Source organism: Ralstonia sp. OTU4908 (assembly GCF_038440115.1).
Taxonomy (GTDB): Bacteria; Pseudomonadota; Gammaproteobacteria; order Burkholderiales; family Burkholderiaceae; genus Ralstonia; species Ralstonia pickettii.
The window spans coordinates 85,881-98,740 of sequence record NZ_JASATD010000013.1 but is presented as its reverse complement, the minus strand read 5'-3'; the positions used below and the strand labels follow the sequence as shown (position 1 = coordinate 98,740).

The window sequence follows — 12,860 nt, the reverse complement described above, 5'->3', positions numbered from 1 at the left end:
TGCCAAAGAAAGTAAGCAAAGAAAGGCGCGCCCGAGATGGCGACCCATCCCTTGAATTTTCGTAACCGGACGGAGACGGGAAAAACTCGCTTCGCTCAAACAGTTTCCCGTCTTGTTTCCGCCCGCTTACGAAAATTCAAGGCGCCATCTAGGGCAGGGGGAAAGCACACAATCTTCTGCCCGTGCGCTACTCCGTTGTACGTTTGGACCCATCGCACGCACTTGCACTTGCACTTGCACTTGCACTCGCACTCGCACTCGCACTCGCACTCGCACTCGCACTCGCCGAGCCCCGGCGCTCACCTCAGTTCCCCGCCGGTGTGGCCGTTGACTTTCCTGCCCTAGATGGCGCCTTGGATTTTTGTTGCGGGGAGGATCAAGAAGGGAGGCCTGTCTGAGCGCAGCGAGTTTGCCTCCCTTCCCTCCCCGCGACAAAAATCCAAGGAGTCTTTCGCCATCTCGGGCGCGCCTTTCTTTTGCCTACTTTTCTTTGGCAAGACAAAGAAAAGTAGGTCGTGCCCGGCAGGGTACGAAACACGGATGGACCAACAACAAAAAAACAGCGCCCAACCCCGCCCCACCAGCTAAAACAAAAAATACCTCTGCGCCATCGGCAACACCTCCGCCGGCTCACAAGTCAACACAGTCCCATCCGCCACCACCTGATACGTCTCCGGATCAACGGTAATGTGAGGCTGCCAGTCGTTATGAATCATGTCCGCCTTGCTGACAGTACGCGTACCCTTGACCACCGCGGTGGTCTTGGCAAGCCCGTACTGCTCCGCCACTCCAGCCGCAGCAGCCGACTGCGACAGAAAGCTCAACGAAGACCGCCCCAGCGCCCCACCCGCCGACCCGAACATCGGCCGATAGTGCACCGGCTGCGGTGTCGGGATCGACGCATTCGCATCCCCCATCGCCGCAGAAGCAATCATTCCGCCCTTGAGGATTAGGCTCGGCTTCACACCAAAGAACGCCGGCTTCCACAGCACGAGGTCTGCCCACTTGCCGACTTCAACCGAGCCGACTTCATGTGCGATGCCGTGCGTGAGCGCGGGGTTGATCGTGTACTTCGCCACGTACCGCTTGACGCGGAAGTTGTCATGTCCGCCCCGCGCATCGTTCGGATCACCGGCCAGCTTGCCGCGCTGCACCTTCATCTTGTGTGCGGTCTGCCACGTACGAAGCACGACTTCGCCCACGCGCCCCATGGCCTGCGAGTCGCTGGAGATCATGGAGAACGCGCCGAAGTCGTGCAGGATGTCTTCAGCGGCGATGGTCTCGCGGCGGATGCGGCTCTCGGCAAAGGCAATGTCTTCGGCGATGGACGCATCGAGGTGATGGCACACCATCAGCATGTCGAGGTGCTCGTCCAGCGTGTTGACGGTGAACGGCCGCGTCGGGTTGGTGGACGACGGCAGCACGTTCGATTCACCGCACACGCGAATGATGTCGGGTGCGTGTCCGCCGCCCGCGCCTTCGGTGTGATACGTGTGGATCGTGCGGCCTTTGAACGCAGCGACGGTCGCTTCAACGAAGCCCGATTCGTTCAACGTATCGGTGTGGATGGCGACCTGCGTATCGGTGTCGTCGGCCACGCCCAGGCAGCAGTCGATGGCGGCGGGCGTGGAGCCCCAGTCTTCGTGCAGCTTCAGGCCGATGGCGCCTGCGTCGATCTGCTCGCGCAGCGCGCCCGGCAGGCTGCCGTTGCCCTTGCCCAGGAAGCCGATGTTCATCGGGTACGCATCTGCGGCCTGCAGCATGCGCTGCATGTACCACGGGCCCGGCGTGCAGGTGGTGGCGTACGTGCCGGTGGCGGGGCCCGTGCCGCCGCCGATCATCGTCGTCACGCCGCTGTTGAGCGCTTCGTCGATCTGCTGCGGGCAGATGAAGTGGATGTGCGAGTCGACGCCGCCGGCGGTGACGATCATGCCCTCGCCCGCGATGATCTCGGTGCCGGGACCGATGACGATGGTCACGCCGGGCTGGATGTCCGGATTGCCCGCCTTGCCGATCGCCGAGATGCGGCCGTGCTTCAGGCCGATGTCAGCCTTGACGATGCCCCAGTGGTCGATGATCAGCGCGTTGGTGATGACGGTGTCAGCGCAGTCTTTCGATTCGCGCTGGCTCTGGCCCATGCCGTCGCGGATGACCTTGCCGCCGCCGAATTTCACTTCCTCGCCGTAGAGGGTGAAGTCGCGTTCGACTTCGACGATGAGTTCAGTGTCGGCCAGGCGGACGCGGTCGCCCGTGGTGGGGCCGAACATTTCCGCATAGGCGCGGCGATTGATCTTCAATGTCATGTCCGTGTCTCGCTCAAAGCTTGCCCATCACGCGTCCGGCAAAGCCGTAGACCACGCGGTCACCGGCCAGCGCCACGAGTTCGACCGTGCGCTCCTGCCCCGGCTCGAAGCGCACGGCGGTGCCGGCGGCGATATTGAGCCGATACCCGCACGCGGCTTCGCGGTCAAAGCGCAGGGCGTCATTCACTTCATAGAAGTGGTAGTGCGAGCCGATCTGCACGGGGCGATCACCGGTATTGGCCACCGTGACCGTCACTGTCGCGCGGCCAGCATTGAGTTCGAGATCGCCGTCTTGCGGCAGGAGTTCGCCGGGGATCATGGTGCAAGCCCCTCAGATGGCCGTGACGAGCAGGCCGGCACCATACAGCGCCACGCCTACACCCGACAGACGCGCCAGCCATGCCAGACGCGGCTTCAGCGCGAAGCCCGCGCCGATACCGGCGGTGTGCAACGCCGCCGTCGCCACGGCAAAGCCGCTCACGAAGTACGGGAACATGGCCTGCGCCCCTGCGGGGAATTCCGTGCTGTGCGCATAGCCGTGGAACAGCGCGAACGCGCCGCACAGCAGCGCACCGCCCCACGTCGGCAGTTGCGCGCGGGCGGCAATCAGCAGGCCGAATACCAGCAGCGATGCGGCGATCATCGGCTCGGCCATCGGCACCGCCACACCGCCGGCGCCGAGAAGCGCGCCCAGGATCATCAACGCGACAAAGGCGACGGGCGCCCACAGCGCATCGCGCACCGAATGCGAGGCCAGTGCGCTCCACACGCCCACGGCCACCATCGCCAGCAAGTGGTCTGCACCCGTGAGCGGATGGAGGAACCCGGCGAGCAGGCTGCCCTCGGCGGTATGGCCCGGGTGCCCAGGGTGGGCAAACGCGATGGAGGCGCCAAACGTAAGCGCGATGGCCGTAGCGGGCCGGACGAAGCGAGACAGGGTAGGCGTCATGGCAGGACTCGTAGTGGTGAGTGGCGTGCGGGCTTCAAACTTCGAAATTCAAACGATCGGGTGGTGAACGGTGACGAGCTTCGTGCCGTCCGGAAACGTGGCTTCGACCTGGATGTCGGGAATCATCTCGGCCACCCCGTCCATCACGTCATTGCGCGTGAGGAGCGTGGTGCCGTAGTGCATCAGGTCGGCGACCGTCTTGCCGTCGCGCGCGCCTTCCATGATGGCGGCGCTGATGAAGGCGACGGCTTCCGGGTAGTTGAGCTTGAGGCCGCGGCCCTTGCGGCGCTCGGCCAGCAAGGCGGCGGTGAAGATCAGCAACTTGTCTTTTTCGCGCGGGGTCAGTTCCACGTGGGGCTCTCTTCGGTGAGGGTCAATTCAGTTCAGTGCAGATCGGGCGATTCGAGGTCAGGTCGCCATCGTGTGGCCGTCATGTAGACCAGAGGCGCAGCGGACGGCCTACCACGCCATGCATCGGCTCGCGCAGCGCAAGCCACGTCTGTGACAGCAACGCGCGCGCATCTTCGGGCCGGCGTGCAAGCACGCGCAGCAACAAAACGTTTGGCAGGCCGGGCGCATCTTGCGTGAGACACGTGACGCCCGCGCGCAGGTCGAAGTTGTACGGCAGGTGCTCGGCCATCGATTCGGCGAGGGCTTCGGTGGCGCCCTCGCCGACGGCCCAGAGCGTGCCGACGACGTGGAAGCCGGCCATGCCCGTCGTCGCATTCAGCACGGGCGATTGCGCGTCGAATGCCGCCGATTCAATCCACAGCGGCTGACCGTTGCAACGCAATGCGGTGCGCATGGCGATGCGGCCTTCGGCCCACGATTCACCGGCGGCGTGGCGGCCGAGCATGGTGGTGTCCCAGCCGATGGCGCTGGCGCCCGGCGCCAGATCCAGCGTCAGGTCGATGATCGGGCGGGCCTGGTTGAAGACGATGTTCTCCTGCGGCAGCCAGTCGAGCCGCGCCCCCGCCTCCGCACGGATGGCAACGCGCTGCGTCGCCGTGCGGCCGAGCGACTTGTACCACTTGGTGGCGCCGGGCGTGGTCAGCACAGCATGCGCATCGGCACCGAGTTCGATGTCGATATCGAGCACATCGCCGCCGGCAATACCTGCAGGCGGATGCAGCATGACGGCATGGCAGACGCCCTCGCCTTCCGGATACAGCGCCTTCTGCACCCGCAGCGGCCCCTGATGCCGGCAGGTGGCCAGCACGGTGCGTTCACCGCGCCGCGCAAACGCCAGGTGCAGCGAGGCTTCCCAGGACGCGAACGAATCGGTCTGCGGCGGGACAGGAAAATCGGGATGGCGCATCAGGAAGGCAGCACGGCGGCTAGGAATTTTCTCATCATAGCCAGATGCCACAGATTTGGCATTCGACTTTTTCCGTCGAATGCCGGGGCATCAGCCGGGGCATCAAACGGCGACCAGATCACGCACGCCATCGGCTTCCATATTGGCGCCGTCGCCATGGGCGATCACCTCGCCGCGGCTCATGACGACGTAGCGGTCGGCAATGCTGCGCGCAAAGTCGTAGTACTGCTCGACCAGCAGCACCGACATGCCAAACTCATCCACCAGGCGCCGCAGCGTGCGGCCGATCTCCTGGATGATCGACGGCTGGATGCCCTCGGTCGGCTCGTCCAGGATCAGCAGGCGCGGCTCGCTCATCAGCGCACGGCCGATGGCAAGTTGCTGCTGCTGGCCGCCGGACAGGTCGCCACCGCGTCGGCCCTTCATCTCTTTGAGCACCGGAAACAGCTCGTAGATGGAATCGGGCACCTTGGACGGCGCCCGCTTGGCGGCTGCTCCAATCAGCAGGTTCTCTTCCACCGTCAGGCGCGGGAAGATCTCGCGCCCCTGTGGCACATAGGCGAGCCCCTGCGAGACACGCTCATACGCGGGCAGCTTCTGGATGGTGCGGCCTTCCCAATCGATCAAGCCGCTGGCGGTGGGCACCACGCCCATCAGGCATTTGAGCAGCGTCGTCTTGCCGACGCCGTTACGGCCAAGCAGCGTGGTGAGCTTGCCCGTAGGGACGTCAAAGCTGACGTTGCGCAGGATGTGGCTGCCGCCGTAGAACTGGTTCAGTTGTTGGACCTGCAACATATCAACGCCCTAAATACGATTCGATCACCCGCTCATCGCGCTTGACGGCATCGAGCGTGCCTTCGGCGAGGACACTGCCTTCAGCCAGCACGGTCACGCGCCCTTCCGCCCCTGCCAGCGCGGCGACAAACTCCATGTCGTGCTCGACGACCATGATCGAGCACGTGCCACGCAGGCCGTTGAGCAACGTTGCGAGCTGCATCGTCTCCTCATCCGTCATGCCGGCGACCGGTTCGTCGAGCAGCAGCAGTTGCGGTTGCTGCATCAGCAGCATGCCGATCTCCAGCCGCTGTTTCTGGCCGTGCGAGAGCAGCCCGGCAGGCCGATACGCCTCCGCTTCCAGGTGGATGCGGCCGAGCGTTTCTTCGATGCGCTGGCGGCCGTCGTTCAACAGGCGCGCACGCAGCGAGACCCACCAGCGCTTGTCGGCCTTCATCGCCAGTTCCAGGTTTTCCCACACGGTGTGCTGCTCGAACACGGTCGGCTTCTGGAACTTGCGGCCGATGCCGATCTGCGCGATGCGCGGCTCGGTCAGGCGCAGCAGGTCGATGGTCTGGCCAAGGAAGACGCGGCCGGTCACGTCTGCATTGCGCGGCCCGGTCTTGCCGGTAATCACGTCCATCATCGTGGTCTTGCCCGCGCCGTTGGGGCCGATGATGCAGCGCAGTTCGCCGTGGTCGATCGACAGCGTGAGCGCGTTCAGTGCGCGAAAGCCGCCGAAGCGCACCGTCACGTCTTCGAGATACAGGATGGCGCCGTGCGAGACGTCGATCGTGTCCGGCTCGACCAGATGGCCCATGCCGGTGGCGGTGCCGGTCTCCGCGCGGTCAGGGAGTGCAGTGAACGTGCTCATGCGTGATCTCCGGTGACGGTCGCGGCTTCATGCGCCTTGGCTTGCGCGGGCGCCCGCTTTTTCATGCGCAGCTTGCTCATCAGGCCCAGCACACCGTTCGGCAGATACAGCGTCACCAGTACGAAGATCGCCCCGAGCACGAACAGCCAGTATTCCGGCACCCATGCGGTCAGCAACGTCTTGGCCCCGTTGACGAGGAACGCACCGATGATCGGGCCGATCAACGTACCGCGTCCGCCCACGGCCACCCACACCGCCATCTCGATGGAGTTGCCCGGCGACATCTCGCCCGGGTTGATGATGCCGACCTGCGGCACGTAGAGCGCACCTGCGATGCCGCACAGCACGGCCGAGAACGTCCACACGAACAGCTTGTAGCCGAGCGGGTTGTAGCCGGAGAACATCACGCGCGCTTCGGCATCGCGGATGGCCGTGACCACGCGGCCGAACTTGGACGTGACGATGGCGCGGCAGGCGATGAACGCCAGCACGAGCGCCACGAACGTCGCCACGAAGAGCACGGTGCGCGTAGGCAACGCCGAGATCGGGAATCCGAGGATGCGTTTGAAATCGGTAAAGCCGTTGTTGCCGCCAAAGCCCGTCTCGTTGCGGAAGAACAGCAGCATGGCCGCGTACGTCATGGCCTGCGTGATGATCGACAGGTACACGCCCTTGACGCGTGAGCGGAAGGCGAAGAAGCCGAACAGCCACGCCAGCACGCCGGGCACCAGAATCACCAGCAGCATGGCCCAGGCAAAGTGCTCGGTGCCGTGCCAGAACCAGGGCAGCTCCTTCCAGTCGAGGAAGACCATGAAGTCCGGCAGATCGCTCTTGTACACGCCTTCGCGACCGATGGAGCGCATCAGGTACATGCCCATGCCGTAACCGCCCAGCGCGAAGAACAGCCCGTGGCCTAGGCTCAGGATGCCGCAATAGCCCCACACCAGATCAAGCGCCAGCGCCGCCAGCGCATAGCACATGATCTTGCCGACGAGCGTGAGCGCATACGCCGACAGATGCAGCGGGCTGCCCTCCGGCACAAGCAGCGCGCACACCGGCGCGCCAATGCACACGATGAGCGATACGAGCACCAGCGCAGACCACCCGCGCCGCGACAGCAGCGGCATGCGCGCCGGAATATCGAGAGAGAACTTGGTCCTCGTCATATCAGGCCTCGGCGCTGCGGCCCTTGAGGGCGAACAGGCCCTGCGGACGCTTCTGGATGAACAGCACGATCAGCACCAGCACGATGATCTTCGCCAGCACCGCGCCATAGAACGGCTCGATGAACTTGTTGATGAGGCCCAGCCCGAACGCACCGATGATCGTGCCGGCCAGTTGCCCCACCCCGCCCAGCACCACGGCCATGAACGAATCGATGATGTAGCTCTGGCCGAGATCCGGCCCGACGTTGCCGATCTGCGAGAGTGCGCAGCCGCCCAGGCCGGCAATTCCGGCACCGAATGCAAACGCGTAGCTGTCGACCTTCCACGTGCGCACGCCAACGCAGGCAGCCATCGTGCGGTTCTGCGTGGTGGCGCGCACGAACAGGCCCAGGCGCGTTCGGTTGAGCACCGCCCAGGCGATCGCCACCACGGCCAGTGCAAACAGCAGGATGACGAGCCGGTTGTACGGCAGCACGAGGCCCGGGTACAACGCAATGCCGCCGCTCATCCAGCTTGGGTTCGCCACCTCCACGTTCTGCGCACCGAAGATCGAACGCACGGCCTGCATCAGCAGCAGGCTGATCCCGAACGTGGCGAGCAGCGTTTCCAGCGGACGGCCATACAGGTGCCGCAGCACCAGCCGTTCCAGCGCAAAACCGACGATGGCCGCCGCCAGGAACGCGGCAGGCAGCGCGGCGGGCAAATACCAGTCGAATGCGCTGGGGAAGTGATTGCGGAAGATCGTTTGCACCACGTAGGTGGCATACGCGCCGATCATCAGGAACTCGCCGTGCGCCATGTTGATGACGCCGATGAGCCCGTAGGTGATGGCCAGCCCGAGCGCCGCCAGCAGCAGCACCGAGCCGAGGCTCAGCCCCGCAAACAGGTTGCCGACCAGCTCGGCCTTGCGTTGCTGCGCGGCCAGGCCGTCGAGCGCCTGTTGGGCCGCGGCGCGCAGTTCATCGTCGGCGCCGCTGTCCTTGGCAAGCAACGGGGCGATGCGCTGGCGCGTCTGCGGGTTGGTATCGCCCGCAAGCAGCTTGAGCGCTTCCAGCTTCTCGGCATGCGTACCGTCGTCGAGCGCGAGATTGGCCCAGAGCACATGCAGCTTGCTGCGCAACTCCGGATCGGTTTCATGCTTGCGCGCCGCGTCGACAATGGGGCGCGACGCCGTCTCGGGATGCGCAAGCAACGTATCGACGGCCTGCGCGCGCACGGCACGATCGGGCGATTGCAGCACGAAGCCGCTCGCCGCGCTGTCCACCTGCGCACGCAGGGCATTGTTCAGTGTGAGGGACTGCAGGTCGTCGGCCTTGACGGTGACGGGCAGGCCAGTGATTGCGTCCAGGTATTTCTCGCCGTCCTGACGCACCATGCCGGCGGCGGGCGCGAAGAACAGCGCGTCATTTTGCAGAGCTTGCAGGATCGGCCCGGCTTGTTCGGCGGGCGCAGCGGTCAGCGCGTTGAGCGCCTTGACCTTGGCATCGAAGTCGTCTTCGGCCAGCGGCTTGAGATCGGCCTGGGTCAGGGGTTGTCCGGCGGCCCACGCAAGGCCTTGGGGCGTCGCAGCCAGACAGAAAGCGCACAGCAGTGCGGCAAGAGAATGAAACAACCAGCGGGACAAGCGCATCATGGCAATCCGATGCGTGGCGGCCGGTGTTGGGGCCGTCCGCCACGTCGTGCAGCGTCGTTCAAAGGACCGGCCGCGCTCTATGCGCCGCCGGTCCGCCTGATTACTTCACTTCGTCAGGCTTGCCCTCGTTGCCCGGGATGTACGGGCTCCACGGCTTGGCGCGGATCACCGTCGGCGTCTTCCACACGACGTTGAACTGACCATCGGCGCGAACCTCGCCAATCATCACGGGCTTGCTCAGGTGATGGTTGTTGTTCATCACCAGCGTAAAGCCCGACGGTGCCTTGAACTGCTGGCCGTACATCGCCTTGCGGACCTTGTCCACGTCGGTCGAACCGGCCTTCTCGACAGCCTGCTTCCACATCATGATGCCGACGTAGGTGGCTTCCATCGGGTCGTTGGTGACGCGCTTGTCGCCGCCGGGCAGGTTATTGGCCTTGACCCACGCAGCCCACTTCTTCTTGAAGTCGTCGTTAACCGGGTTCTTGACCGACATGAAGTAGTTCCATGCGGCCAGATGGCCTACCAGCGGCTTGGTGTCGATGCCGCGCAGTTCTTCTTCACCCACCGAGAAGGCCACCACCGGCACGTCCTTGGCCTTCAGGCCGGCGTTGCCGAGTTCCTTGTAGAACGGCACGTTGGAGTCGCCGTTGATGGTCGACACCACGGCCGTCTTGCCGCCCTGCGCGAACTTCTTGATGTTGGCAACGATGGTCTGATAGTCGGAGTGGCCGAACGGCGTATAGACCTCTTCGATGTCGCTGTCCTTCACGCCCTTGCTGTGCAGGAAGGCACGCAGGATCTTGTTGGTCGTGCGCGGGTAGACGTAATCGGTACCGAGCAGGAAGAAGCGCTTGGCGCCGCCGCCTTCCTTGCTCATCAGGTATTCCACGGCCGGAATAGCCTGCTGGTTGGGTGCCGCGCCGGTGTAGAAGACGTTCTTCGACATCTCTTCGCCTTCGTACTGCACCGGGTAGAACAGCAGGCCATTCAACTCTTCATAGACCGGCAGCACGGACTTGCGCGACACCGACGTCCAGCAGCCGAATGTCACGGCCACCTTGTCCTGCGTCAGCAGCCCGCGCGCTTTTTCGGCAAACAGCGGCCAGTTCGATGCCGGATCCACCACCACCGGTTCCAGCTTGCGGCCCAGCACGCCGCCACTCTTGTTAATCTCGTCGATCGTCATCAGCGCGACGTCTTTCAGCGACGTCTCGGAGATGGCCATCGTTCCCGACAGCGAATGCAGGACGCCGACCTTGATCGGTTCTTTTGCCTGAGCAAACGCGAGGCTCGACACGGACAACAGCGTTGCGGCGGCGACGGCAGACAGCTTCAACAGCTCACGACGTTTCATTGCGGCTCCTTGGGTTTATTGGTGGCGAGAACGACTCCCGGGGCCTAAAAGTGCAACTACCGTGCCATCACATTTGGCTCATTCGAAGGGAAATTCGCGCCAAAACGGTGCCAATGCAGCGCCAAGTCAGCGCATTTATTGTTTTGAATGCGCCTGCTTGGGGCGCGCGAATACAAGCACAAAACAAGCGGAGCGCAAGGGCAAACCGACGCAAAGAGAAAGGCCGGCATTGCGCCGGCCCGGTGAGCTTGCGAAAGACGCGACTCAGGAATAGCGGCGCGAAATCGATTCGGCCACGCACACGGGGCGCTCCTGCCCCTCACGCTCGATGGTCACGGCCCAGGTCATCTGTGCGCCGGTCAACGCGGGGGCATTGGGCAGCGGCGGCAGCGCTTCCATTTCGACCAGCTTCACGCGCGCGCGCACGCGGCTGCCGACCGGCACCGGCGCCGTAAAGCGAACCTTGTTCAGGCCGTAGTTCACGCCCATCTTCACGTCGGACATCTCGATCGCATTGGCCATCAGCATCGGCAGCAGCGACAGCGTCAGAAAACCGTGCGCCACCGGTGCGCCAAACGGCGACTCACGCTTGGCACGCTCCACATCCACGTGAATCCACTGGTGATCGCCCGTGGCCTCGGCAAAGAGGTTCACCTGCTGCTGCGTGATCTCGGTCCAGTCGCTCACGGCGACTTCCTGGCCGATCAAACCTTTCAACTCGTCGAGCGATTCGATGATGCGCATCTGCGTTGTCTCCTTGTTGTGATGCGATGAGGTGTCATCAAGCCTTCGGGCGCCGGCCAAACAAGCCCATGCCCGTGACCGTACAGACAAGTTCGCCGCGCTGGTTGCGCGCTTCCCAACGGTTGACCGCCACGCCACGGTCCGGCTTCGACTGCGACGGACGCACTTCCATGCACGTGCTCGACACCGACAGCGTGTCACCCGGATACACCGGCTTCATCCAGCGGATTTCATCCACGCCCGGTGAACCCATGCTGGCTGCCTTGCCCAGAAACCCCGTCACCATCAGCCGCATCATGATCGAGCAGGTCATCCAGCCGCTCGAAATAATGCCGCCGTAAATGCTGTGCTTGGCGGCTTCCGCGTCGATGTGGAACGGCTGCGGATCGTACTGCCGTGCAAAGGTCAGGATCTCTTCTTCGGTGACCGTGTACGTGCCCACCTGCAGCGTGCGACCGACTTCAAAATCATCGAAGTAGAACTCGTACGATCGTGTTGCTTCTGCGCTTTCGTTCTCCGCCATGTCGTCTCCTCCAAATGACAACGCCCCGCACGAATGCGGGGCGTTCTGGTTTGCTGTTACGCCGCCTGCTGGAATCCAGGCAGCGATGCGAAGCGTGCCAGGTGATGATCCACGTCGCCCAGCGTCGTGTTGATCATCGTCAGCCGCTTGAACATGTGCGCGGCCGGCAGTTCGTTCGTAACGCCCATCCCGCCGTGCAGTTGCACCGCTTCCTGGCCAACGTCGCGTGCCGCCTGGCCGACACGAGCCTTGGCCGCAGACACATAGCGGCGGCGCGCCTCGACATCGCCATCTTCAAAGTGCGCAGCAGCCAGGTACGTGATAGAACGGGCTTGTTCGCCATGGATGAACATGTCGACCATGCGATGCTGCAGCGCCTGGAAGCGCGCGATGGGCACGCCAAACTGCTGGCGGGTCTTGGTGTACTCAAGCGTCGCGGCGTTCAGCGCATCGATCAGGCCGATCGCTTCAGCGCACAACAGCACGCAGCCGAGATCGGCCACGGCGTCGATGGTCTCCCACGCGTCGCCAGCCTTGCCGAGCAGCGTTGCCGGCGCGTTGTCGAAGCGGATGTCTGCAGCGTGCAGGTTGTCGATCGTGCGGTAATCCTTGACCGTCACGCCAGCGGCATCGCGGTCGACCACGAAGAGCGACAGGCCAGACGTATCACGCGCTTCGCCGCCCGTGCGCGCCGAGACGATCAGCTTGTCCGCCTGCGCGCCATGGACCACAACCGCCTTCTCGCCAGTGAGCGTCCAGCCGCTGCCCTGCTGCGCAGCGCGCGTGGTGACATTGAACAGTTCGTAGCGCGATTGGCGCTCACTGAAGGCGATAGCCAGCTTCAGAGCACCACCCGCGACCTCTTCCAACAGCGCGTCTTGGCCACCTGCGAGCTTCAACGCCTGGGCGCCCAGCACGGTCGCCTGATACGGCTCGACGACCAGCCCTCGACCCAGTTCCTGCATGACCACCAGCAGGTCCATCGCACGGCCGTCGAAACCGCCCTGTGCTTCGGGCACGGGCAGCGCAGTCAGACCCAGTTCGGCCAGCGCATCCCAATGGGCCTGGGACACCCCTTCAGGCGAGTACACCACCTTCTTGCGCGCCTCAAAACCGTAGTCCTTGTCGATGAAGCGGCGCACTGCATCGGCCAGTTGCTTCTGTTCGTCGGTGAACGAGAAATCCATGTTTGTCTCCGCTATGTGTTCGGTCGCCGTTT

General features: G+C 64.0%; 13 protein-coding genes. All 13 read right to left on the bottom strand.

Annotated elements, in window-relative coordinates; translation table 11 throughout:
• Positions 1 to 584: 584 nt before the first annotated feature.
• Entirely contained in the window at positions 585 to 2,303 is a 1,719-nt protein-coding gene (gene ureC, locus AAHM38_RS13750) for an urease subunit alpha (RefSeq protein ID WP_116576511.1), read from the bottom strand.
• 13 nt (positions 2,304 to 2,316) lie between these two features.
• The gene (locus tag AAHM38_RS13745; protein ID WP_116576512.1) at positions 2,317 to 2,622 is read right to left on the bottom strand and encodes an urease subunit beta; all 306 of its coding nucleotides are present in this window, start codon (positions 2,620 to 2,622) and stop codon (positions 2,317 to 2,319) included.
• A 12-nt stretch (positions 2,623 to 2,634) separates the two neighbouring features.
• Positions 2,635 to 3,252, bottom strand: coding sequence for a HupE/UreJ family protein (locus AAHM38_RS13740; protein WP_116576513.1), 618 nt, complete (start codon positions 3,250 to 3,252; stop codon positions 2,635 to 2,637).
• A 48-nt stretch (positions 3,253 to 3,300) separates the two neighbouring features.
• Entirely contained in the window at positions 3,301 to 3,603 is a 303-nt protein-coding gene (locus AAHM38_RS13735) for an urease subunit gamma (RefSeq protein WP_004630759.1), read from the bottom strand.
• Positions 3,604 to 3,682: 79 nt separating this feature from the next.
• Entirely contained in the window at positions 3,683 to 4,570 is an 888-nt protein-coding gene (locus tag AAHM38_RS13730; protein WP_116576514.1) for an urease accessory protein UreD, read from the bottom strand.
• A gap of 102 nt (positions 4,571 to 4,672) precedes the next feature.
• Positions 4,673 to 5,365 (bottom strand): urea ABC transporter ATP-binding subunit UrtE, encoded by a 693-nt coding sequence (urtE, locus tag AAHM38_RS13725; RefSeq protein WP_012762291.1) that lies wholly within the window; start codon positions 5,363 to 5,365, stop codon positions 4,673 to 4,675.
• Position 5,366: 1 nt separating this feature from the next.
• The gene (gene urtD / locus AAHM38_RS13720; protein ID WP_012762292.1) at positions 5,367 to 6,218 is read right to left on the bottom strand and encodes an urea ABC transporter ATP-binding protein UrtD; all 852 of its coding nucleotides are present in this window, start codon (positions 6,216 to 6,218) and stop codon (positions 5,367 to 5,369) included.
• Complete coding sequence (urtC, locus tag AAHM38_RS13715; RefSeq protein ID WP_012762293.1) at positions 6,215 to 7,384, bottom strand: urea ABC transporter permease subunit UrtC; 1,170 nt, start codon at positions 7,382 to 7,384, stop codon at positions 6,215 to 6,217. Before urtC ends, urtD begins: the two co-directional genes overlap by 4 nt.
• 1 nt (position 7,385) lies before the next feature.
• Positions 7,386 to 9,017, bottom strand: coding sequence for an urea ABC transporter permease subunit UrtB (gene urtB / locus AAHM38_RS13710; protein WP_165835798.1), 1,632 nt, complete (start codon positions 9,015 to 9,017; stop codon positions 7,386 to 7,388).
• Between the two features lie 100 nt (positions 9,018 to 9,117).
• Positions 9,118 to 10,374: an urea ABC transporter substrate-binding protein gene (urtA, locus tag AAHM38_RS13705; protein ID WP_116576515.1), complete on the bottom strand. Its 1,257-nt coding sequence runs from the start codon at positions 10,372 to 10,374 to the stop codon at positions 9,118 to 9,120.
• A 264-nt stretch (positions 10,375 to 10,638) separates the two neighbouring features.
• Positions 10,639 to 11,118 carry a MaoC family dehydratase gene (locus tag AAHM38_RS13700; RefSeq protein ID WP_092969588.1) on the bottom strand — a complete coding sequence of 160 codons (480 nt, stop codon included), beginning with the start codon at positions 11,116 to 11,118 and terminating at the stop codon, positions 10,639 to 10,641.
• A gap of 37 nt (positions 11,119 to 11,155) precedes the next feature.
• Positions 11,156 to 11,641 (bottom strand): MaoC family dehydratase, encoded by a 486-nt coding sequence (locus AAHM38_RS13695; RefSeq protein ID WP_012762297.1) that lies wholly within the window; start codon positions 11,639 to 11,641, stop codon positions 11,156 to 11,158.
• Between the two features lie 56 nt (positions 11,642 to 11,697).
• Positions 11,698 to 12,828: an acyl-CoA dehydrogenase family protein gene (locus tag AAHM38_RS13690; protein WP_116576516.1), complete on the bottom strand. Its 1,131-nt coding sequence runs from the start codon at positions 12,826 to 12,828 to the stop codon at positions 11,698 to 11,700.
• Between the last annotated feature and the right edge of the window lie 32 nt (positions 12,829 to 12,860).

What these genes read in the sequence shown, in the direction of transcription:
- AAHM38_RS13740 (WP_116576513.1), bottom strand. Translation starts at nt 3,252, where the DNA reads ATGACGCCTACCCTGTCTCGCTTCGTCCGGCCCGCTACGGCCATCGCG.
- urtD (WP_012762292.1), bottom strand. Translation starts at nt 6,218, where the DNA reads ATGAGCACGTTCACTGCACTCCCTGACCGCGCGGAGACCGGCACCGCC.
- AAHM38_RS13730 (WP_116576514.1), bottom strand. Translation starts at nt 4,570, where the DNA reads ATGCGCCATCCCGATTTTCCTGTCCCGCCGCAGACCGATTCGTTCGCG.
- AAHM38_RS13745 (WP_116576512.1), bottom strand. Translation starts at nt 2,622, where the DNA reads ATGATCCCCGGCGAACTCCTGCCGCAAGACGGCGATCTCGAACTCAAT.
- ureC (WP_116576511.1), bottom strand. Translation starts at nt 2,303, where the DNA reads ATGACATTGAAGATCAATCGCCGCGCCTATGCGGAAATGTTCGGCCCC.
- AAHM38_RS13700 (WP_092969588.1), bottom strand. Translation starts at nt 11,118, where the DNA reads ATGCGCATCATCGAATCGCTCGACGAGTTGAAAGGTTTGATCGGCCAG.
- urtA (WP_116576515.1), bottom strand. Translation starts at nt 10,374, where the DNA reads ATGAAACGTCGTGAGCTGTTGAAGCTGTCTGCCGTCGCCGCCGCAACG.
- AAHM38_RS13695 (WP_012762297.1), bottom strand. Translation starts at nt 11,641, where the DNA reads ATGGCGGAGAACGAAAGCGCAGAAGCAACACGATCGTACGAGTTCTAC.
- urtB (WP_165835798.1), bottom strand. Translation starts at nt 9,017, where the DNA reads ATGATGCGCTTGTCCCGCTGGTTGTTTCATTCTCTTGCCGCACTGCTG.
- urtC (WP_012762293.1), bottom strand. Translation starts at nt 7,384, where the DNA reads ATGACGAGGACCAAGTTCTCTCTCGATATTCCGGCGCGCATGCCGCTG.
- urtE (WP_012762291.1), bottom strand. Translation starts at nt 5,365, where the DNA reads ATGTTGCAGGTCCAACAACTGAACCAGTTCTACGGCGGCAGCCACATC.
- AAHM38_RS13690 (WP_116576516.1), bottom strand. Translation starts at nt 12,828, where the DNA reads ATGGATTTCTCGTTCACCGACGAACAGAAGCAACTGGCCGATGCAGTG.